The organism is Streptomyces sp. NPDC047453 (assembly GCF_040643155.1).
In the GTDB taxonomy this organism is placed as follows: domain Bacteria; phylum Actinomycetota; class Actinomycetes; order Streptomycetales; family Streptomycetaceae; genus Streptomyces.
In genome coordinates this window covers 145,022-165,931 of sequence record NZ_JBEYTS010000014.1, presented here as the reverse complement: position 1 = coordinate 165,931, position 20,910 = coordinate 145,022, and the positions used below count along the sequence as shown (strand labels likewise).

At 72.3% G+C, this 20,910-nt stretch carries 19 protein-coding genes and 1 pseudogene; 14 read left to right on the top strand and 6 right to left on the bottom strand.

What is annotated here, in order from left to right; all coding sequences use genetic code 11:
- The coding region (locus tag ABZ818_RS16015) for a helix-turn-helix domain-containing protein (protein ID WP_361414612.1) at window positions 1-1,660 on the top strand (1,660 nt) is incomplete at its 5' end.
- 128 nt (window positions 1,661-1,788) lie between these two features.
- Window positions 1,789-2,658: a class II glutamine amidotransferase gene (locus tag ABZ818_RS16010; protein WP_361414610.1), complete on the top strand. Its 870-nt coding sequence runs from the start codon at window positions 1,789-1,791 to the stop codon at window positions 2,656-2,658.
- 23 nt (window positions 2,659-2,681) lie between these two features.
- Here ABZ818_RS16010 and ABZ818_RS16005 read toward each other — a convergent pair whose 3' ends face one another.
- The 3 genes from ABZ818_RS16005 to ABZ818_RS15995 form a co-directional block, all read right to left on the bottom strand.
- The gene (locus tag ABZ818_RS16005; RefSeq protein ID WP_361414608.1) at window positions 2,682-2,951 is read right to left on the bottom strand and encodes a hypothetical protein; all 270 of its coding nucleotides are present in this window, start codon (window positions 2,949-2,951) and stop codon (window positions 2,682-2,684) included.
- Between the two features lie 618 nt (window positions 2,952-3,569).
- Window positions 3,570-4,301, bottom strand: coding sequence for a hypothetical protein (locus ABZ818_RS16000; protein WP_361414606.1), 732 nt, complete (start codon window positions 4,299-4,301; stop codon window positions 3,570-3,572).
- 518 nt (window positions 4,302-4,819) lie between these two features.
- The gene (locus ABZ818_RS15995) at window positions 4,820-5,893 is read right to left on the bottom strand and encodes a Ku protein (RefSeq protein WP_361414604.1); all 1,074 of its coding nucleotides are present in this window, start codon (window positions 5,891-5,893) and stop codon (window positions 4,820-4,822) included.
- 112 nt (window positions 5,894-6,005) lie between these two features.
- Between ABZ818_RS15995 and ligD the strand changes: the two genes are divergently transcribed.
- Entirely contained in the window at window positions 6,006-6,887 is an 882-nt protein-coding gene (ligD, locus tag ABZ818_RS15990) for a non-homologous end-joining DNA ligase (protein WP_361414602.1), read from the top strand.
- Between the two features lie 130 nt (window positions 6,888-7,017).
- Here ligD and ABZ818_RS15985 read toward each other — a convergent pair whose 3' ends face one another.
- Window positions 7,018-7,830, bottom strand: a complete 813-nt coding sequence (locus tag ABZ818_RS15985) for a nuclease-related domain-containing protein (RefSeq protein ID WP_361414600.1) — start codon at window positions 7,828-7,830, stop codon at window positions 7,018-7,020.
- Window positions 7,831-7,983: 153 nt separating this feature from the next.
- Between ABZ818_RS15985 and ABZ818_RS15980 the strand changes: the two genes are divergently transcribed.
- From ABZ818_RS15980 to ABZ818_RS15950, 7 genes and pseudogenes are all read left to right on the top strand, one after another.
- Complete coding sequence (locus tag ABZ818_RS15980) at window positions 7,984-8,490, top strand: protein phosphatase (protein ID WP_361414598.1); 507 nt, start codon at window positions 7,984-7,986, stop codon at window positions 8,488-8,490.
- A gap of 163 nt (window positions 8,491-8,653) precedes the next feature.
- Window positions 8,654-9,451, top strand: a complete 798-nt coding sequence (locus tag ABZ818_RS15975) for a hypothetical protein (protein WP_361414596.1) — start codon at window positions 8,654-8,656, stop codon at window positions 9,449-9,451.
- Complete coding sequence (locus ABZ818_RS15970; RefSeq protein WP_361414594.1) at window positions 9,448-10,803, top strand: HAMP domain-containing sensor histidine kinase; 1,356 nt, start codon at window positions 9,448-9,450, stop codon at window positions 10,801-10,803. Before ABZ818_RS15975 ends, ABZ818_RS15970 begins: the two co-directional genes overlap by 4 nt.
- A 163-nt stretch (window positions 10,804-10,966) precedes the next feature.
- Window positions 10,967-11,419, top strand: a complete 453-nt coding sequence (locus ABZ818_RS15965; RefSeq protein ID WP_361414592.1) for an SH3 domain-containing protein — start codon at window positions 10,967-10,969, stop codon at window positions 11,417-11,419.
- Window positions 11,420-11,462: 43 nt separating this feature from the next.
- Window positions 11,463-12,824, top strand: coding sequence for an FtsW/RodA/SpoVE family cell cycle protein (locus ABZ818_RS15960; RefSeq protein ID WP_361414590.1), 1,362 nt, complete (start codon window positions 11,463-11,465; stop codon window positions 12,822-12,824).
- A 17-nt stretch (window positions 12,825-12,841) separates the two neighbouring features.
- On the top strand, window positions 12,842-14,311 hold the full coding sequence (locus ABZ818_RS15955; protein WP_361414622.1) for a penicillin-binding transpeptidase domain-containing protein: 1,470 nt from the start codon (window positions 12,842-12,844) through the stop codon (window positions 14,309-14,311).
- Window positions 14,312-14,360: 49 nt separating this feature from the next.
- Window positions 14,361-14,713: pseudogene (locus ABZ818_RS15950) on the top strand (DUF3291 domain-containing protein); the annotation flags it as partial.
- On the opposite strand, the gene ABZ818_RS15945 reads toward ABZ818_RS15950, so the two are convergent.
- Window positions 14,695-15,807, bottom strand: coding sequence for a ferritin-like domain-containing protein (locus tag ABZ818_RS15945; RefSeq protein WP_361414588.1), 1,113 nt, complete (start codon window positions 15,805-15,807; stop codon window positions 14,695-14,697). The pseudogene ABZ818_RS15950 and the gene ABZ818_RS15945 sit on opposite strands and share 19 nt — an antisense overlap.
- A gap of 152 nt (window positions 15,808-15,959) precedes the next feature.
- On the opposite strand from ABZ818_RS15945, the gene ABZ818_RS15940 reads away from it, so the two are divergent.
- From ABZ818_RS15940 to ABZ818_RS15925, 4 genes are all read left to right on the top strand, one after another.
- The gene (locus tag ABZ818_RS15940; protein ID WP_361414586.1) at window positions 15,960-16,898 is read left to right on the top strand and encodes a diiron oxygenase; all 939 of its coding nucleotides are present in this window, start codon (window positions 15,960-15,962) and stop codon (window positions 16,896-16,898) included.
- 492 nt (window positions 16,899-17,390) lie between these two features.
- Window positions 17,391-18,050, top strand: a complete 660-nt coding sequence (locus ABZ818_RS15935) for a helix-turn-helix domain-containing protein (RefSeq protein WP_361414584.1) — start codon at window positions 17,391-17,393, stop codon at window positions 18,048-18,050.
- Between the two features lie 10 nt (window positions 18,051-18,060).
- Window positions 18,061-18,363, top strand: a complete 303-nt coding sequence (locus tag ABZ818_RS15930; RefSeq protein ID WP_361414582.1) for a hypothetical protein — start codon at window positions 18,061-18,063, stop codon at window positions 18,361-18,363.
- A gap of 102 nt (window positions 18,364-18,465) precedes the next feature.
- The gene (locus ABZ818_RS15925; protein ID WP_361414580.1) at window positions 18,466-19,593 is read left to right on the top strand and encodes an NlpC/P60 family protein; all 1,128 of its coding nucleotides are present in this window, start codon (window positions 18,466-18,468) and stop codon (window positions 19,591-19,593) included.
- On the opposite strand, the gene ABZ818_RS15920 is transcribed toward ABZ818_RS15925, so the two are convergent.
- On the bottom strand, window positions 19,590-20,852 hold the full coding sequence (locus tag ABZ818_RS15920) for a styrene monooxygenase/indole monooxygenase family protein (RefSeq protein WP_361414578.1): 1,263 nt from the start codon (window positions 20,850-20,852) through the stop codon (window positions 19,590-19,592). The two genes, ABZ818_RS15925 and ABZ818_RS15920, sit on opposite strands and share 4 nt — an antisense overlap.
- Window positions 20,853-20,910 lie beyond the last annotated feature (58 nt).

The following is a 20,910-nucleotide window of genomic DNA, read 5'->3' as shown; positions in this document are numbered from 1 at the left end:
CACCGTGTCCGACCTCGTGGATTCCCTGGGGGCCGGGCTTCTGCGTACGGTCGTCCCGGCCGGGAACGCCGAGGTGCACGACGTCGCCCTGGCCGAGCCCGGTGACACCGCGGGCCAGCCGGGCGAACTCGTCCTGGGGGTGGGTGTGACCGACCGGTCCGCAGCCCTCGCCCTGCTGGAACGGACCGCCGCGGCAGGGGCCCCGGGCCTCGTACTCAAGCGACCCGCCGCGCGCGACCCGCAGGTGACCCGCGCGGCCCGCAGACTGGCGGGCCCCGCACTGGTCGAACTACGACCGCACACCTCGTGGGCCCACGTCGTCTGGCTGCTGCGCGGTGTCATCGACCGGGCCTCCGCGCCCGCCGCCGGCGCGCTCGGCACCCCCGGTCCGCACAGCGACCTGTTCGCGCTGGCCGACGCGGCGGCCGAGATCATCGACGCGCCCGTGACCGTGGAGGACGCGCAGTCCCGTGTCCTCGCCTACTCCGCGCGACAGGACAGCACCGACCCGGCACGGGTCTCCACCATCGTGGGGCGGCGCGTCCCCGCGGAGACCCTGACGCATTTCCGGGCGAGCGGCGTCTTCCGCCGGCTGGCACGCTCCGGCGACCCCATCTGGACCCCCGCCGGGCCCGACGGCATCCTGCCCAGGCTGATCATCCCCGTGCGGGCCGGCGGCGAGTGGCTCGGCTCGATCTGGGCCGTGGTCACGTCGCCGGTCCCCCCGGAGCGCATCCGCGAGCTCGGCGACGTGGCCTCCGTCCTGGCCCTGCATCTGCTGCGGCTGCGCGCCGAGGCCGGCATCGCACGGCGGGTGTCGGCCGGGCAGCTGCGGGCCGCCCTGCGCGAAGGCGCCGTCCCGGACCAGGGACCGGGAGCGGCCGCCGCGCTGCCGGCCGGCCCCTGGCGGGTGGTGGCCTTCGGGTCGTCGCCCGGCGGGACGGAGGACGTCCGCAGGCAGCTGGACCTGTGGGAATCGGTCGCGCACCGGTTCGGCTGGCACCAGCCGCTGCTCGCCGACCTCGACGGGCTGCTGTTCGGCGTGGTCACCGACCGGGGGCGGGGCGGGCGGCGGGGCGCGCCCGGTGTCCGGGCCGACGCCGGCACCGTCGACTGGCTCCGGCACGTGCTCGCCGAAACACGCGCGCACGACCCCGGCCTGTACGCCGTGGCGGGCTGCCCCGCCCGCTCCCCCGACGAGCTGCCGCGCTCCACGGCGGAGGCCGTCGAGCTCCACCGGCTGATCGGCACCGGCCGACTCCCTCTCGCCCCTCTCGTTCACGGGACGGGGATCGTGCTGATGGAGGACGCCTGGGACGCCGTCGTCGTGGAGCGCGCCAGGGCCGCCGTCGGGACCGACACGTGGCGGCTCGGCGGGCCGCTCGCCGCGTTGCGCGCACACGACGAGGAACACGGCACGCCGTACCTCACCACCCTCGTGGCCTGGCTCGACCACCTCGGCGACCCGCAGAGCGCCGCACGGCACCTGCGGGTCCATCCCAATACGCTGCGCTACCGGCTGCGCAAGCTCGAAGAGACGGTCCCGCTCGACCTCTCCTCACCCCGCCTGCGGCTGGCTCTGCGGCTCCAGCTCATGGCGATGGGCGAGCCTCCCGCGCACGGCGAGCAGCCAAGGCCGAACGATCCGCCGCCGAGGTGACCGCCGGCTCTCGGACGGCCCGGTTCGCGGCCTGGCGGCGGGGAACACGGAGAAGGTTTCGGCCGGAGCGGCCGCCGGTCACCGTCCTTCGCCGGCCTGGGCCGTCCGACAACCCGCGGAGGAACCCGATGTGCCGTCTGTTCGGACTCAGCAGCGCGCCCCGGCGCACCCGCGCCACCTTCTGGCTGCTGGACGCCCCTGACAGTCTCAGCCGGCAGAGTCACCGTGATCCGGACGGCACCGGGCTGGGGTACTTCGACGCGGACGACACACCGCGGGTCGACAAGGCGCCGATCGCCGCCTACCGGGACCGCGCGTTCGCCGAGGACGCCCGGCAGGTGGAGTCCGCCACCTTCGTCGCCCATGTGCGATTCGCCTCGACCGGCGGTCTGGACACCCGCAACACGCACCCCTTCGAGCAGGAAGGGCGGCTGTTCGCGCACAACGGGGTCGTCGAGGACCTCGACGCGCTCGACGACCATCTCGGCAAGGACCGGTCACTGGTCAGGGGCGACACCGACTCGGAGCGGTTCTTCGCCCTCGTCACCCGGGAGACCCGCGCGCACGGCGGTGACGTCACCACCGGCATCGCGCGGGCCGCGCGCTGGATCGCCGAACACCTGCCCCTCTACGCCCTCAACCTGGTCCTCGTCACCCCCGACCAGTTGTGGGCGCTGCGTTACCCCGGCACCCACGAGTTGTACGTCCTCGAGCGCGCGGCGGGCGGCCAGCACGGCACCCGGCACCTCGACCACAGCGGCAGTCACGGGCGGATGCGCGTCCACTCCGAGGCCCTGGCCGGACATCCGGCCGTCGTCGTCGCCAGCGAGCGCATGGACGACAACCCCCGCTGGCGCCTGCTGGAGGCGGGCGAGCTGCTCCATGTCGGCCCCGATCTGCGCACCGCCCACCACCTCGTCCTGCCCGAGCCGCCGGCACACCCGCTCACCCTCGACGACCTGCGCCCCGACGCCGCCGTCTCGCAGAAGGCCGCCTAGGCCTCCCTCCCCGGGGCGCGTTCCTACGACGTGCTCCGGGCCTCCACGAACCGACGCTGCACGTCCAGTACGAGGCTCCGGAGGCATCCGGGCCGTACGCCCTCGTAGTCCATCCACACGTCGAGACGGGGGCGCAGGTACCACACCATGAACAGCCCCTCACGGCGCAGCACCGAGCGATTGATCGAGATCTCCGCCTGCACCTCTCGCCGGAGATCGCCGGTCGAGCCCTGCGCGCGGTCCGCCTCTTCCAGAGGAGCCTTGAGAGCGGCGACCACCTCATCGAGGGCCACGAGCAAGGTGGCGTGGGTCCCGCCATCGTCACGTCAACTCCCTTTGGTGAGGGGTGCGATTGCCCAACTGAACGGTCTCACAGGTCGGTTGACGCCCCGCTGTGACACTGCTGTGACGGGCGGAGTGGCCCGCCTCGTGGGGCTTGCGGTCGCCTGGGGCGCGAGGCGCGGGGCGACCGTCCGCCCCCGCCTGCCGGAGTAACGCTGATGGTTCCGGGCGGGAGCGTGGCGGGGCCCGGGAGTCGTATCCAGCTCCCGGGCCCCTGGGGATGCCACCCAGTTGCGCACGCCAGTGGTGCTCAAGAGTGCGGATCAGTCGTCAGGCCGTCGTGTTCTTCCTTTGAACTACCGCACCGTGTGAGAGGTGCAGGCGAGAGTCGAACTCGCATCCGGCGGCGGTCGTCCACACTCGGTCGTCCGGCGATCGGTGGCGAATACTGAAGCTGGAGCGAGAGTCTGAGATTGATCGCGGCTTCCCGGAGGAAACCGGCTGATTCAGGCTGAGCCTCAGTTTCAGCTTGCCCCCAGGGCACGAACCGGTCCTCAATCCGGCCCGCGCCACTCGCGCACCCCCGCGCTCGCACGCGGGGGCGATCAGGGGGCTGCCCTGGTCCGGCGTCAGCCGAACAGGTAGCCGAACACCGCGTCGCCGATCCGCTGGTCGGTGACCTCGGTGCCGTTGGCCTCCTCGCGGGCGAACTTCACCGCCTGCTGGAGCTTTTCCACCCGCTCCAGCAGTTCGTTCACCCTCCGCGCGGGGAAGGCCCCGGAGAACTTCACCGTGGTCCAGTAACCGATCGGCACGTCCTCGTAGTACACCTCGACCTGGGCCGGGTGCTTCTCGGTCGCCTCCGCCTTGACGTGGTTGCGCGGGACCTTCTTCGTACGGATCGTGCGGACCGGGTCCGTCTTCCACCAGCCCGTCGACGGGTCCAGCGACCAGGACTCGGCCGTGTCCAGGACGGGGAGCTTCTTGACGAAGGAGTACAGGTCCGTGAGCTGCTTCTCCAGGAACAGCAGGTAGGAGACCGGGACTTCGGCGAGGATCGTCCGGCCGTCGACCGTGACGTCCGCGCAAGCCGTGCGGTTGGCCCAGTCCTTCGTCGCGGTCACGTCGAACAGGCGCGTCAGCGACCCGGACATCTCGCGCAGGATCTCCTCGGCCTTGACCTGCACCCGCGTCGACTCGGGCGGCAGCTGCTCGCCCTCCTCGTCCTTCGGCTGGTACGTGCGCGAGATGCCGGCCAGCAGCGCGGGCTTCTGCACCTTGTGGTGAGCCGCGTTGACGTCCTGGAGCGACTTGCTCTTGACGCCCTTCTCCACGGCGATGATCTGGTTGAGCTTCGTCACATCTCCCCCTTCGAGCAGCAGCAACATAGCCCAGCGGGGGTTCGGAGTTCGCGCGTTTTTTCACCCGTCGCGCGGGCCGGGCGCCGCCGGTCGACGTGCCGCGCGTCACACGCCGCCATCGTGGCGGCGGGCGTGACCTGCCGCACACCGCCACCGGACGCCTCGCCCAACTCGACGCGCATTCGATACACTTGGGGCTATTCGCACAGGCATCCTGTTTGGGACGCTTATCTGGACCTATAGCTTTCCCTGCCTTCGCCCCTTTCACTCGGGATCGTCCGCCATACGCCACTTCGCGCCACAGGAGGCCGCAACGGATATGTCCCCTTCACCTCAGAAGCCGGAACTCCCCGTCGTTCCCTGCACGGTTACCGCCGCCGAAGTCGTCCCCGGCGACCTGCTCGCCCTGTCACAGGAGGAGGCCGAACGGCAGCGGTGGTGTGTCGTGATGCACACCCTTCCCGAGTCGCCGGAGACGATCCGGGCCTCGTGCGGCGGGCGCCGGGCGGGGCCCGTCCTCACGCGGTGCGCTTGCGGGAGGCCGTCTTCTTCGCCGGGGTCTTCTTCGCCGTGCTCTTGGCGGTCGACGCGGCCTTCTTCGCGGACCGCGACGACTGCGCCTTGGACGTGGACTTCTTCGCGGCGGCCGTCGTCTTCTTCGCCGCGGTCTTCTTCGCCGCGGGAGCCTGCTTCCCGGCGGTGGTCTTCTTGGCCGCGGCGCCGGCACGCTTGCCACGCGGGAGATGCCTGACCTCGGCCTCCTCCGTCTCCTCCGTCTCCTCCGCCGGCTCCCCGGCCTCCTCCCCCACTTCCTCGCCCCTGGACCGCTTGGCCGCCCGCACGCTCTTCTCCAGGGCGGCCATCAGGTCGAGGACCTTCCCGCCGGGGGCGGGCTCGGGTGCCTCGGGGGGTGCCTCGCCGGCTGCCTTGGCTGCGATGACCTCCTCCAGCGCCTCGCGGTACTCGTCGTGGAGGTCCTGGATGTCGACCTCGCCCAGGGTGTCCATGAGGGCGTCGGCGAGGTCCAGTTCCTTGTCGCGGACGGTGACGTCGACGTCCGGGGCCACGCCCTGGGGGACGCGGATCTCGTCGGGCCAGAGCAGGCCGTGCATGGCGATGACGTCGTCCACCACGCGGAGCATGCCCAGGCGCTCGCGGCCGCGCAGGGCGAACTTCGCGATCGCCACCTTCCGGCTGCGCTTGAGGGCCTCGCGCAGCAGGGTGTACGGCTTGGCGGCGGGGGCGCCGCTCGCGGCCAGGTAGTACGCGTTCTCCATCTGGAGCGGGTCGATCCGGTCGGCCGGGACGAAGGCCACGATGTCGATCGTCTTCGCGGTGGGCAGCGGCAGGTGGGCCAGGTCCTCGTCGGTGATCGGGATGATGGTGCCGTCCGCGTCCTCGTAGGCCTTGCCGATCTCCGCCTGGGTGACCTCGCGATCCTCCAGTTCGCACACCTTGCGGTAGCGGATGCGGCCGCCGTCCTCGGTGTGGATCTGGCGGAAGGAGACGGTGTGGCTCTCGGTCGCGTTCACGAGCTTGATCGGGATGCTGACCAGGCCGAACGAGACGGCGCCGTTCCAAATGGATCGCACGTGCAGCACCTTCCGGATCGGATCAGTTACGAACTGCTTGATCTGTCCGAGCTGTTTGTTCCGCTCGGACTATTTGTCATTGTTCAAGTAGTTTCCATGGTTTTCTTATCGTATGGCGCCGATCACGGAGGTGGAGGGGCGACGGCTCGCGCTCAGCAACCTGGACAAGGTGCTGTATCCCGCGACCGGGTTCACCAAGGGGGAGGTGCTGCACTACTACGCGACCACCGCCGACGCGCTGCTGCCCCATCTGCGGGACCGGCCCATGTCCTTCCTGCGGTACCCGGACGGGCCGGACGGGCAGATGTTCTTCGCCAAGAACGTGCCACCGGGTACGCCCGGGTGGGTGACGACGGCCGAGGTGCCGAGGTCGGCGGGGGCGGCGCGAATGGTCCTCGTGCAGGATCTGCCGAGTCTGATGTGGGCGGCCAACCTGGTGACCGAGTTCCACACCCCGCAGTGGCTGGTCCAGGCGCCCGCGGAGGCCGACCGCCTGGTGTTCGACCTGGATCCCGGGGCGCCGGCGAGTGTCGTGGACTGCTGCCGGGTGGCGTTGTGGCTGCGGGAGCGGCTGGCCGAGGACGGGATCGAGGCGCACGCGAAGACCTCCGGATCGAAGGGGCTGCATCTGCTGGCCGCGGTGCGGGGGGCTTCGAGCGCGCGGACGTCCGAGTACGCGAAGGGGCTCGCCGTGGAGGCGGAGCGCGCCATGCCCGATCTGGTGCTGCACCGGATGACGCGGAGTCTGCGCCCGGGGAAGGTGTTCGTCGACTGGAGTCAGAACGCGGCGCGGAAGACCACGGCGACGCCCTACACGCTGCGGGCGCGCCGGGAGCCGACGGCCTCGGCGCCGGTCACGTGGGAGGAGGTGGCGGGGTGCCGGACGTCGGGGCGGCTGGAGTTCCGGGCACAGGACATCGTGCCCCGGCTGCGGGACCACGGCGACCTGCTGGCCCCGCTGCTGGACCCTGCGCGTGCGGCCGCGCTGCCGTGAGGCCGCGCTGCCGTGAGGGAGGAATCCGGCCCTCCGGTCCACCCCCGCTCAGGCGGAACCCGGCCGTCCGGTCACACCCGCTCGGGGGAACCAGGTCATCCGGTCACGCCCTCTCGGCCCGGCCGCCGGGTCACACCCGCTCCCACGTCCTGCGGTCCCGCGCCATCGCGTGGAGCGCTTCCACGTCCGCCGGTTTCAGCACGGCGCCCAGGCGGGTCAGGTTCCCCAGGTCGGCGGTTTCCAGGACGCGTACGCCCCTGGGCTGGGCGATGACGCGGAGGGCGGCCGGGTCCGTCAGGACCAGGATGGGGCGCACCTCGGCCGTCAGGGCGTAGGAGGCCCGGTCGGCCCGGCCGCGGAGGTCGCGCAGGAGGGGGGCGGGGTCGCGCCGGCCGAGGGCGACCATCGGATCGTCGATGCGGACGCGCTGCTTGCGGGCGTAGAGGGCGTGGACGGCGAAGAGGCCGCCGGGGCCGATGACCAGGTGGTGGATGCGGTCGCCGCCGGGCAGCGGGACGGAGTGGAGGGCATGCCAGCCGGCGCCGTCGAGGTGGTCCAGGACCTCGCCCACCGTCTGCTCGGCGGTCAGGGCGCGGCGGCGCGGGTCCGGGCGGAGGCGGTGGGCGGGGGCGGGCTCCCGGTCCAGCGCGATCAGCAGCGCCTCGCCGGGGCGGTTGGGGGCCAGGTCGTCGTCCGGGTGCAGGCTCAGACGGGCCAGTTCGGCGGGGGTGGGTACAGGGGGCGGGCCCACCGCCACCGGGCCGGTGAGGAAGGGGCCCAGGGCCTGGAGCACGTCCTCCTGCTCGCCCTCGCTGAGGAGGTTGACCCGGGCGGCCTCACGGTCGTACCAGGCGATGTTCCTGCCGTCGGGCCGGCAGACGTACAGCCGTTCCTGTCCGTGGCGCCAGGTCGGTATGACGCGCAGTCCGCGGTGTCCGCTCATGCACCATCACCCCCACGACCATGGGAACAGGCGGGGTGCTCCCGGGGCAAGAACTTGGCTACCGTGAGAGAGCCTGTCGTGGGACGCCCGACGCCGCCGGGCAGGCGGGAGTCCGAGGACGGGCTCCGGTTGGGGGGAGTTGGGGAGGCGCCGTTGCGGACCCGCAGGAAGCAGCCCGACGTACCGGCTCCGGAAAGCCCGTGGAGCGAGATCGTGCCCGGCCTGTGGATGGGCGGACACGAGTTCAGGACGAACTCCGGGCAACTGGAACTCGCCGTCGTGCGCGATGAGTTCGATCTTGTGCAGACCCTGCTCAGGCTGCCGGGGCACGGGCCCGACGCGGGTGTCGAGCACCATGTGTGGCCGATACCCGACGGGCCGCTGGACGGGACGCAGCTCGCGGGGGTGATGCGGCTGGCCCGGGCCGCCTGTGACGCGCTGGACCAGGACCGCCGGGTCCTCGTGCGCTGCTACTCGGGATACAACCGCTCGGGGCTGGTGATCGCGCACGCGCTGGTCCGCCGGGGACGCTCCACCGAGGAGGCGATCCGGCTGATCCGCGCCCGCCGCTCCCCCTGGGCGCTGCACAACGAGCTGTTCGTCGACTATCTGCGGACGGGCCTGTCGACGGCACGGCTGCTGGAGGAGCTGGCCGAGTAACCGTTTCACCGAAGGGTCGTGCGCGCCGACCGGCACCGGCCCGCGCCACCGGGAAACGAAAGCCCGCGAGCAAAAGGGACTTCCATACGAAACGAATAGGGTGTACCAGGCTGTTACCCGCGCCGCTCCCTCTCCCCCGCTCTCTTCCAGCCACCGGAGAAACGTGTACCGCAGACGCTCCGCCCTGGTCGCCGCCCTCGCCGCCCTGCTGACGGCGACGACGGCTGCCTGCGGCGACGCGGGCGGGCTGCGCGGCGCGGGGCCCACGCCGACCGCGGTCAGCCCGGCCCGGCTGTGGCCCTCGCTGCGCCCGGCGGCCAGCCCCGCCTGGCCCTACGACGAGATACAGATCGAGACGGTCAAGGGCGTCACCGCTCCCGGCGACGACATCCACGGGGTCGATCCGGTAACCGTCGTACGGGCCGAGGTGGCCGCGCATCCGGACGCCTACACGGGCGCCAAGGCGCCGTACCAGGACACGGCCGACCGGCTCGCCGAGTGCGGCCCGGGGAAGGACCCGTCGCGGTGCCCCGTCATGCGGCCGTACTACCGGGATCTCACCGGTGACGGGCACGACGACATGGCACTGGGCTTCCAGCTGTACCCGACCAACCAGACCGCCGTGCGCGTCTACACCTTCGAGGGGCACCGGCTGGTGCAGGTGTTCGCCAACGACGACGCGGTGATCGGCGTGGAGCTGGCCGGGCGGGCCGTGATCATCCGCTCGCCGGCCGGGATCGCCGGGTACGAGTACCGCACCACGTGGTCCTGGGACCCGGAGCAGCGGGCGATGGTGTTCTCGCGCGACGAGTTCCTGCGCACCGGCCGGCACCGGCCAACGCACGCGCGTACCCACACGCCCCTCGCCGCCTCCCCGCTCCCGTCCACCCACGCCCCCTCCCCCGCCCCTTCTTCTGTCCCCTCCTCCCTCACCCCCTCCTCCTCCGCGGGCGCGCGATGAGGGTCGCGCTGCCCCGGTGGGCCGGGACGCTCGCGGTGAAGGCCGCCGCTTTCATCACGGTGATGTGCTGCGCGCTCGCCGCGCTGCTCGGCGTTCTCGTACACGTCTCGGTGACCGACCAGACCGTCGGACAGGCGCGCACCCTCGCCCTGTCCCGGCTGAAGGACGCCACGACCGCGTTCGAGTCGGGCGACACGCTGCTGCCGGGCGCCGGCGTCGACCCGGAGGGGCTGCCGGAGCGACTGCGGCGGCTGGCGGCGAGCGGACAGCGCGGCACGATGGTCGCCGTGCACCACGGGCGCCCCACGATGTGGGCGGCCGGGCCCGCCGACCGGGGGCGGACGCTGGCCGTGGCGGTCGACTACTCGCAGCAGGCCCGCACCATCGACGCACTGGACCAGTCCATCCTGTGGTCGTCGTTGCTGGCGATCGGGGCGACTCTGCTGGTCGGCGCGTTCGCGGTGACCCGGGTGACCCGGCGGCTGCACGCCACCGCGCGCGTGGCCCGGCGGATCAGCGCGGGCGACCTGGACGCGCGCGTGCACGACCCGCTGGCGCGGGACGCGTCCCGCCCGCACGACGAGGTGGCCGCGGTCGCCGCGGCGCTGGACTCCATGGCGTCGTCGCTCCAGGGCAAGCTGCTGGCCGAGCAGCGGTTCACCGCGGACGTGGCGCACGAGCTGCGCACCCCGCTGACCGGGCTGCACGCGGCGGCCGAGCTGCTGCCGCCGAGCCGCCCCACCGAACTGGTGCGCGACCGGGTGGCCGCGCTGCGCACACTCACCGAGGACCTGCTGGAGATCTCCCGGCTGGACACCGGGCGGGAGCGGCCGGCCCTGGACGCCGGGCACCTCAGCTCGGTGGCCGAGCGAGCGGTGCGGGCGGGCGGGGCGGCGGGGGCCGCAGCCGGGACGGACACGCGGGTCAGGGTCGTACGGGACGTGTACGTGGAGACCGACCGGCGGCGGCTGGAGCGGGTGCTGGGCAACCTCGTGGCCAACGCGCACAGCCATGGCCGGCCGCCGGTGGTGCTGACCGTGGACGGGCCGGTGGTCACCGTGCGGGACCACGGCGACGGCTACCCGGACTACCTCGTGGCGCACGGTCCGCAGCGCTTCCGTACGGAGGGCGGTGCGACCGGGCACGGGCTCGGGCTGACGATCGCCCTGGGCCAGGCGGAGGTGCTGGGCGCCCGGCTGGAGTTCGCCAACGCGCCGGAGGGCGGGGCGGTGGCGACACTGACGCTCCCTCAGGAGCCGCCCGCGCCTTCGGGGCGGGAAGCGGTCGACGGCACCGTCCCCGGCACCGAAGGCGCAGGCGACGCGGGGCAGGCTGACAGCGCGTCCAGGTGACCCGGCCCAGGACGAGCCCGGCCCAGCGCCGGAGTGACGCCCTCTCAGGCGGCGCCCTGATGGCGCAGTGTGACGGGCCTCCGGGATGCGGCACTCCTAATGTGGCGGTTAGCCAGATTCGCCCGCCTTCGAAGGGCTTCGCCACCTCAGGTGGAGGTACTCCATGTCCCTGCGCTCCCCCCTCACCCGACTGGCCATGGCGGCCGCCACCGGCGCCCTCCTCTCGACGGTCGCCGTGGCACCCGCCACCGCCGACAACGAAGGCCGGAGCGGTCACCGGACGGCGGCCTCCCAGCACGGCACGACACCCGAGCAGGGCACGCCGCCCCAGCCGAGCACGGCCGGGCAGGACAGCGGCGCCCCCGACCACCGCCACCCGCGCTTCTACCGGGGCGTCGTCACGGCCCGCGGCGGGCTCGCCCTGCGCACCCACCCCGACCGCGACAGCCGGGTGCTCCGGGTGGCCCGGCCGGGCCGGCTCGTGTGGATCCACTGCAAGACGCTGAGCCAGGGGGTGAACGGCAACCGCGTGTGGTACCTGGTCTCGGACGGCATCTGGGCGTGGGGCTCGGCGCGCCACATCGCCAACATCGGCCCCTCGCCGCGCTGGTGCTGACACACAGGGCGAACAAGTCGCCCCATTTGGGTAGGTTCCGGCCATGACCCAGGCCGGAACCACCGTGGCAGCGGCCGCCCCGTCCGCGCCCGCCGACCGCCTCTCCCGGCGCCGCGGCGTCGAACTCTTCCTCATCGTCCTGGCCGTCCTGCTGCCGGTGTGCGGCTACTGCGCCGTCGGCCTGGCGAGGAACGGTACCGTCCCGCCCGGCGCAGCCGGATACGGCGCCGGGCTCGGTGTACTCGCGCTGGTCGCGCACATCGCGGTGCGCCTGCGCGCACCGTACGCCGACCCGCTGCTGCTGCCCATCGCCGTACTGCTCAACGGGCTGGGCCTGGTGCTGATCTACCGGCTCGACCTGGAGACACCGGGCGACGAGGCCGCGTCCGCCCAACTGGTGTGGTCCACGGTGGGCGTGGGGCTGTTCATCCTGGTGGTGCTGGTGCTGCGCGACCACCGGTGGCTCCAGCGCTACGCCTACCTCGGTGTCGCCAGCGCGCTCGCCCTGCTCGTGATGCCGATCCTCTTCCCCGCCGTCAACGGCGCCCACATCTGGATCCGGCTGGGCGAGTTCTCCATCCAGCCGGGCGAGTTCGCGAAGGTGCTGCTCGCGGTGTTCTTCGCCGCGTACCTGGCCGCCAACCGCGGCGCGCTGGCGTACAGCGGCCGCCAGGTGTGGCGGCTGCAACTGCCCACCGGCCGGGTGCTGGGGCCGGTGGTCACGGTCTGGCTGCTGAGCGTCTGCGTGCTGGTCCTGGAGCGCGACCTCGGCACCTCGCTGCTGTTCTTCGGGCTGTTCGTCGTCATGCTGTACGTGGCCACCGGCCGCACCGGCTGGATCGCGGTCGGGGTGCTCCTCGCGGCGGCCGGCGCGGTCGCCGTCGGCTGGCTGGAGCCGCACGTGCGCAGCCGGTTCGGGGAGTGGCTGCACCCGTTCGCGTCCATCGAGGCCGGTCAGGGGCCCGGCCAGGTGGCCCAGTCGTTGTTCTCCTTCGCGGCGGGCGGGGTGACCGGCACCGGGCTGGGCCTCGGCCACTCGATCCTCGTCGGCTTCGCCGTCAAGTCCGACTTCATCCTGGCCACCGCCGGGGAGGAACTGGGGCTGGCCGGACTGTCCGCGATCTTCCTGCTGTACGCGCTGCTCGTCGAGCGTGGCTACCGGGCGGGCCTCGCCCTGCGCGACCCCTTCGGCCGGCTCCTCGCGATCGGTCTCGCCTCGCTCATGGCGCTCCAGGTGTTCGTGATCGCGGGCGGAGTGACCGGTCTGATCCCGCTGACCGGACTGGCGCTGCCGTTCCTCGCGCAGGGCGGCTCGTCGGTCGTGACCAACTGGGCGATCGTCGCGCTGCTGATCCGGGTGAGCCATGTGGCGCGCCGGGAGTACGACGGGACGGTGGCCCCGTGACCCGTGAGGCCGACCCGGTGACCCGGTGCATCCGGCATGCCGCGGCCTTCTGCGTGCTGCTGCTGGTGGCGCTGCTGGTGAACACCGCCTGGCTGCAGGTGCTCCAGAGCCCGGAGTACGGCGGCAATCGGGCCAACCGCCGCCCCGCCATCGCCCGTTACCAGCAGCCGCGCGGCGAGATCCTGGTCGGCGGCCGGCCGGTCACCGGCTCCAAGGACACCCGGGAGCAACTGCGCTTCGAACGGACCTACACGGACGGGCCGTTGTACGCACCGGTGACCGGCTTCGCCTCGCAGTTGTACGGGACGACGCTCCTGGAGTACTCGGAGGACGCGGTGCTGTCGGGCTCCGATCCGATGCTCGCGGGGTTCGGGCTGTGGCGGGGCTTCAGCGGCGGGCAGAGCCCGGGCGGCAATGTGGTGACGACGATCGACCCGGCCGCCCAGCGGGCGGCGTTCGACGGGCTGGGCGGACGCAAGGGGGCGGTCGCGGCGATCGAGCCGACGTCGGGGCGGATCCTGGCACTGGTGTCCACGCCCTCGTACGACCCCTCGCTGCTGTCCGGGAACAGGTCGGCGGTGTCGGCCGCGTGGGCGCGGCTGAACGAGGACCCGGAGCAGCCGATGCTGAACCGGGCGGTGCGGCAGACGTATCCGCCGGGGTCGACGTTCAAGGTGGTCACCGCGGCGGCCGCGCTGGACGCGGGCGTGGTGCGGGATCTGGACGAGCCGACCGACTCCCCTGCCCCATATCTGCTGCCGGGCACGAAGACGTGGCTGTACAACGAGGCCGACGACTGCGAGAACGCCTCCCTGCGGCATGCGTTCGAGTGGTCGTGCAACACGGTGTTCGCGAAGCTGGGCGTGGACGCGGGGGTGCGGGCCATGCGGGCCGCGGCGGAGGGGTTCGGCTTCAACGACAAGAAGGTGGGGATTCCCTTCTCGGTCTCGCCGAGCACCTTCGACACCCGGGTGGACCGGGCGCAGCTCGCGCTGTCGTCGATCGGACAGTACAACACGCGGGCCACTCCGCTTCAGATGGCGATGGTGGCGGCTGCGGTCGCGAACGGCGGGCAGGCGCGGCCGCCGTACCTCGTGGAGCGGACCACCCGCCGGAACGGGGGCACGGTCTCCACGGCCGGCTCCCGGCCCGCGCGGCAGGTGATGCGTCCGACGACCGCGGCGCGGCTGCGGGAGCTGATGGCCGACGTGGTCACCGAGGGCACCGGCGGGAACGCGGCGATCCCCGGGGCCACGGTGGGCGGCAAGACCGGCACCGCCCAGCACGGCCTGGGCAACGCCGGTACGCCGTACGCCTGGTTCGTCTCCTGGGCGCAGGGCGACGACGACGTGGAGCCGAGGGTCGCGGTCGCCGTGGTGGTGGAGGACGCCTCCGCGCGGCGGGGCGACATCAGCGGGGGCGGTACGGCGGCGCCGATCGCCAAGGCGGTGATGGAGACGGTGCTGCACGCGCCGCCCACCGGGTGAGACGGGGGTGCCGGGGACCACCGCGGCCGCCCTACCGTTCGGGCATGACGATTCCGGCATCGTCAACATGTCGGTGTGGCGGGACGCGAACGCCCTGACGGCCTACGTCTACCGGGGCCGGCACCGCGAGATGCCGGCCCGCCGCCGTGTGGGGGTCCCCCCACGCCGTTCAGGCAGTGGGGGAGGTTCGAGCGGATGACGGAGGCGGTCACCGCGCTGTGGTGGGTTCCGGCGGGTCACCGCCCGACGGTGGCGGAGGCGGAGGAACGGCTCCTCCGCCTCCGTGCGCACGGTCCGACGGAGTACGCGTTCACCCTGCGGGCGTCGTTTCCGCCCCGGCGGGCGGTGCCGGTGGCCGGCGGGGTGCCCGAGCAGCCGGGTGATCAGCCGGTGAGGCGCTGACCCTCCTCGATCGCCTCCACCACCTCCGCCACCCGCTCCCGCTCCTCGGCCGCGAAGCGTTCCGCGTCCAGCTTCTCGGCGATCTCCTCGTCCTGGGCCATGAGCTGGTCCAGGTTGGAGTCGCCCATCTCGAAGACGCCCATGTCGACATAGGCCTGCTGGAGGCGTTTGCCCCACAGGCCGATGTCCTTGACGCAGGGGACGATGCGGCTGAAGAGCAACTGGCGGAAGAGCTGGAGGAATTCGGAGCGTTCGCTGAGTTCGTCGGCCTCCGCCCTGGGGATGCCGAAGTTCTCCAGGACCTCCACACCGCGCAGGCGGTCGCGCATCAAGTAGCAGCCCTCGATGACGAATTCCTCGCGTTCGCGCAGTTCGGCGTCGGTGAGCTGCCGGTAGTAGTCGCGCAGGGCCATGCGTCCGAAGGCCACGTGGCGGGCCTCGTCCTGCATGACGTAGGCGAGGATCTGCTTGGGCAGGGGCTTGTTCGTGGTGTCGCGGATCATGCCGAAGGCCGCCAGGGCGAGGCCCTCGATCAGCACCTGCATGCCCAGGTACGGCATGTCCCAGCGGCTGTCGCGGAGGGTGTCGCCGAGGAGGGACTGGAGGTTGTCGTTGATCGGGTACAGCATCCCGATCTTCTCGTGCAGGAAGCGGCCGTAGATCTCGGCGTGCCGGGCCTCGTCCATGGTCTGGGTCGCCGAGTAGAACTTGGCGTCCAGGTCGGGGACGGACTCCACGATCCGTGCGGCGCAGACCATCGCGCCCTGCTCGCCGTGCAGGAACTGGCTGAACTGCCAGGACGCGAAGTGGCGGCGCAGGTCGCCCTTGTCACGGTCGGTCATCTTCGCCCAGTGCGGGGTGCCGTAGAGGGTCATCGCCTCCTCGGGGGTGCCGAGCGGGTCGTACGGGTCCACCTCCAGGTCCCAGTCGATCCGCTTCTGCCCGTCCCACTGCTTGTCCTTGCCCTTCTGGTAGAGGGCGAGGAGGCGGTCGCGGCCGTTGTCGTACTCCCAGCTGAAGCGAGCCGCGCCGGTCGCGGGGACCTGCCAGCGCGAGTCCCCCGGATTCCTGGCGTACAGGTCGTAGGTCGGCATACTTCGCAGGTTCACACGTAGACGTCGAGTCAACAAGTCGCGCGCAAGGGATTGACGGGCTTGCTGACAGGCAGTCTCATAAGAGGCGGAGAACCTGACCCACGGGTAACCGGCCGACCCGGCCACATCCCGTACGACGAGGTGGGACAGCCATGACGACCGTGACGGAAGACGGCGCGCTCGCAGGCCTGCGCGACGCGCTCGGCCTGCTCAAGGACCGGGAGCAGGTGGCCGAGCGGCTGCTCGACTCTTCCGCCAAGCACTCCTTCGACCCGGACAGGGAACTGGACTGGGACGCGCCCTTCGAGGAGGGCAAGTGGTTCTGGCCGCCGGAGCTGCTGTCGCTGTACGACACGCCGCTGTGGAAGCGGATGGGCGAGGAGCAGCGGATCCTGCTCTCCCGGCACGAGGCCGCGGCGCTCGCCTCGCTCGGCATCTGGTTCGAGCTGATCCTCATGCAGCTGCTCGTACGGCACATCTACGACAAGGCGGCCACGAGCGCGCACGTGCGGTACGCGCTGACGGAGATCGAGGACGAGTGCCGGCACTCGAAGATGTTCGCCCGCGTGATAGCGCGGGGCGAGACGCCCTGGTACCCGGTGAGCCGAGCGCACCAGAACCTCGGCCGGCTCTTCAAGACGATCTCCACGACCCCCGGGTCCTTCACCGCGACCCTGCTCGGTGAGGAGGTCCTGGACTGGATGCAGCGGCTGACGTTCCCGGACGAGCGGGTGCAGCCGCTGATCCGGGGCGTCACGCGGATCCATGTCGTGGAGGAGGCGCGCCATGTCCGTTACGCCCGCGAGGAGTTGCGCCGGCAGATGATGACGGCGCCGAAGTGGTCGCAGGAGTTCACCCGGATCACCTCGGGCGAGTTCGCCCGGGTCTTCTCGGTCGCCTTCGTCAACCCCGAGGTGTACACGAACGTGGGCCTCGACAAGCGGGAGGCGATGGCCCAGGTGAAGGCGAGCGGGCACCGGCGGGAGGTCATGCAGACGGGCGCGAAGCGCCTGACGGACTTCCTGGACGACATCGGCGTCCTCCGCGGAGCCGGCCGCCGCCTCTGGCGATCCTCGGGCCTCCTGGCCTGACCCGCCCGGACCCCGCCCGAGCGGCCCGGCGGCCCACCCGATGCCCGGGCCGCCGGCCTCGGCACGGGGCCGGACCCTGACAGCGGCTCCCCCACGTCCGGCACCGCCGACTCGATGCGGATCCGGCCGGTCCCGCCGCCGAGGCGGCAGCGCCGTCCACAGCAGGTGACGAATCCCGGCGACACCCCCCGGCGGCACCAGTGTCCCCGGGCCAGGCCGCCCGACCCGTGTGGCATGCGAAGCCACACAACCGGCGGAAGCTGCCGTCATGCGGGGCCGCGTGCCATGTGGGGCCATGGGCCATGTGGGGCCATGGGAGCCACGCGGCACAGCGGTGGTGCCGGTGATCCGGCACACCACCGGTGCGCCGCGCGCAATCCGCCGCCCCCGCTCCGCCACAGCAGGCCGGCCCCGAGCGGGGCGGCTCGCTCCGCCGGGGCCTCGGAGCGCGGGCTTGGGCCCCGGCTGCGGAGGCCGATTACGCTGCTGGTCATGAGCCCTGCCGCGTCCAGTCCCGCGTACCGTCGCCTCAGTGTCGAGGAGCGGCGGGCCCAGTTGCTCGACGCGGCTCTGTCCCTCTTCGCGCACCGGGCGCCCGAGGAGGTGTCGCTGGACGACGTGGCGGAGGCGGCGGGGGTGTCGCGCCCGCTGGTGTACCGGTACTTCCCGGGCGGCAAGCAGCAGCTGTACGAGGCCGCCCTGCGGTCCGCCGCCGACGAGCTGAGGCACTGCTTCGACGAGCCGCAGCAGGGCCCGCTGCTGCCTCGCCTCGCCCGCGCCCTGGACCGGTACCTGGCCTTCGTCGACCAGCACGACGCCGGGTTCACCGCACTGCTCCAGGGCGGCAGCGTGGTGGAGACCTCCCGCACGACGGCCATCGTGGACGGCGTGCGCCGGGCCGCCGCCGAGCGGATCCTGAGTCATCTGGAGGTCACGGACCCCGGCCCCCGGCTGCGCATGACCGTGCGGATGTGGATCACGGCCGTGGAGGCCGCCTCCCTGATCTGGCTGGACGAGGACAAGCAGCCCCCCGCCGACGAGCTGCGGGACTGGCTGGTCGAGCAGTTCGCGGCCGTGCTGACCGTGACCGCCGCCCGGGACGCGCAGACCGCCGAGCTGGTGGGGCGCGCCCTGGCCGCGGCGGATGGCTGACACTGGTGCCGTGAAGAGCGAAGACACCCCCTTCGAGGGCGGCCCGATGGACGGGCGGGTGCTGTCCGTGCTGGTGGGACCCACCGGGAACCCGCCGAAGACCTACCGCATCCCGGTGCCGGACGCCGCGGGCGGCCCGCCGACCGTGCTCGTCTACCGGCGGGTGCCGCGCGGGCACAGCAAGCGCCTGGGACTGCCCAGGGGCTGGAAGTACGAGTTCGACCCCGAGGGCAGGAGCGGCGGCCGGCTGAAGTGGCCGTGGTCCAAGCCGGAGAGCCGGGCCGGCGGCAAGCCGAGTGACACCGACGGGTGACCTCGTTGCGCCGTACGCAGCACCATCGGCTCAGAAAGTCTGTTCATACGTCGAATCCTCCCGTGCGGAGCGGAAACACCGCCCCGCACAGGAGGTGATGACGTGTCAGGAAGGGTTCCGCGTCTGGTGTGTACGGCGGCGGTGGCGGCACAGGCCGCCTTCGTACCGGCGGCCGCCGTGGCCGTCCCGGGGCCGCAGCAGCCCGGACAGCGGTCCGTCGCCCAGCTGCTGACGGACCTTCACAAGCTGTACGGGCAGGCCGATCAGGCCACCGAGACCTACAACGCCACCGCCGAGCGGCTGAAGCGGCAGCGCGCCGAGGCCGACCGCCTCGACGCCGACCTCGGCGCCGCCCGGCGTGCCCTGAACGACAGCCGCGCGAAGGCGGCACGGCTGGCCGTTCAGCAGTACCAGGGCAGCAGCACCGGACTCTCGCCGTATCTGCGGCTGCTGCTGGCGCCCGACCCGCAGCACGCGCTGGCGGAGGGGGAGTTGATCGGGCGACTGGCACGGGAGCGGGCCGAGACGGTCAATCGGCTGACCGGCAACGAGAAGAAGGCCGCCGACCTGGCCCGCGAGGCCCGCAAGGCGGTCGGCACCCGGCTCGTGCTCGCCCGGCGGCAGCAGCAGGCGCGGGACGACGTCCAGGGACGGCTGCGCGACGTGGAGAAGCTGCTGGCCTCGCTCAGCACCGAGCAGGTGGCGGCGCTCGCCCGGACGGAGACGAACGGGATCACCGCGACGCAGAGCTCGTTCCTGGCCTCCGGGGCGCTCAGCGGTGCCCGCACGCCGTCACAGGAGGGCGACGAGGCCGTGCGCTACGCCGTGCGCCAGCTCGGCAAGCCCTACCAGTGGGGCGCCGAGGGCCCGCAGGCATACGACTGCTCGGGGCTGACCTCACAGGCCTGGCAGCACGCCGGGACGCCCATCCCGCGCACCAGTCAGGAGCAGTGGGCCCGGCTGAAACGCATCCCGCTCCGCGATCTCAGGCCCGGCGACCTGGTCGTCTACTTCCCGCGGGCCACGCATGTCGCCCTCTACCTCGGCGACGGGATGGTGGTGCAGGCCCCGCGGCCCGGAACCAAGGTGAAGGTGTCACCGGTCGCGGCCAACCCGGTGCTGGGCGCCGTACGGCCCGATCCGGGCGGGGAGCCCCTGCGGCGGTACACACCGCCGAGACTCCCCGAGCGCGCCCAGGCCGCCCAGGCCGGGCCGGACGTGAGTCTCTAGACGGTGGAGGCCTTGGAGACCTCGGCGAGGTAGGCCTGGGCCTTGTCCGGGTCGTAGAAGAAGTTCTCCAAGTCGGACGGGTCGTCGAAGCAGTTCACGAAGCGGTCGGCGATCGGCTGGAGTTGGCCCGCCGCCCCGAGGACGTTCAGGACGTGCTCCGGCGGCGGGGCCAGCATGGCGTTGGTCCACTTGGTGACGTGCCGGGCGGTGGCCCAGTAGCGGTCGAACGTCTGCCGCATCCACTCCTCGTCGAACGGCTTGTCGCCGTGCTCGAGGATGGCGGCCAGGTACGCGGCGGCGCACTTGGAGGCCGAGTTGGAGCCCTGGCCGGTGATCGGGTCGTTGGCGACGACGACGTCCGCGACACCGAGGACCAGGCCGCCGCCGGGCAGCCGGCCGATCGGCTGGCGCACGGTGGGGGCGTAACGGCCGGCGAGCGTGCCGCCCGCGTCCGTGAGTTCGACGCCGGCGGTCCGGGCGTGCTCCCAGGGCAGGAACGTCTTCATCAGGTCCAGCGTCAGGGCGAGGTGCTCGGACGGGTCCTTGACGCCGCGGAAGGCGTCGAGCGGGCCGCCGGGTATGCCCTCCCAGAAGAGGATGTCGGCACGGCCGGAGAGGGTGTAGGTCGGCATGATGAACATCTCGCCGACGCCGGGCACCAGGTTGCAGCGGACCGCGTCGAACTCCGGGTGCTCCGGGCGCGGTCCCATGCCGTGCACGTACGCCACCGCCAGCGCGCGCTGCGGCTCGCTGTACGGGGAGCGGGAGGCGTCCCGCTCGAACATCTTCACCAGCTCGCCCTTGCCCGCCGAGACGAGGACGAGGTCGTACGTGCGGGAGAAGTAGTCCAGGTCGCCGACCGCGGCGCCGTGGATGACGAGCTGGCCGCCGCGCTGGGCGAACGTCTCCATCCAGCCGGCCATCTTCACCCGCTGGTCGACCGACTGCGCGTACCCGTCGAGCCTGCCCACCCAGTCGATCGCGCGCTGCGAGGGACCGGGGTCGAAGGAGCCGGGGGCGGCGACCGAGACGCCGAGGCCCTCGATGTTCGGGGCCTGGGACTCCCAGAAGTTCAGGTTCAGGTCGCGCTCGTGCTGGAGGGCCGTATGGAACATGCACTGCGTCGACATGACCCGGCCGGTGCGGATCTCGTCCGAGGTCCGGTTCGACATCAGGGTGACCTCGTACCCGTGCGACTGGAGTCCGAGGGCCAGTTGGAGACCGGACTGCCCGGCCCCCACGACGAGTATCTTCCGCATACGGGTGCTGCCTCCTACGGCTTCGGGACTGCTCGCTGGACTGCTCGGGGAGCCGGTA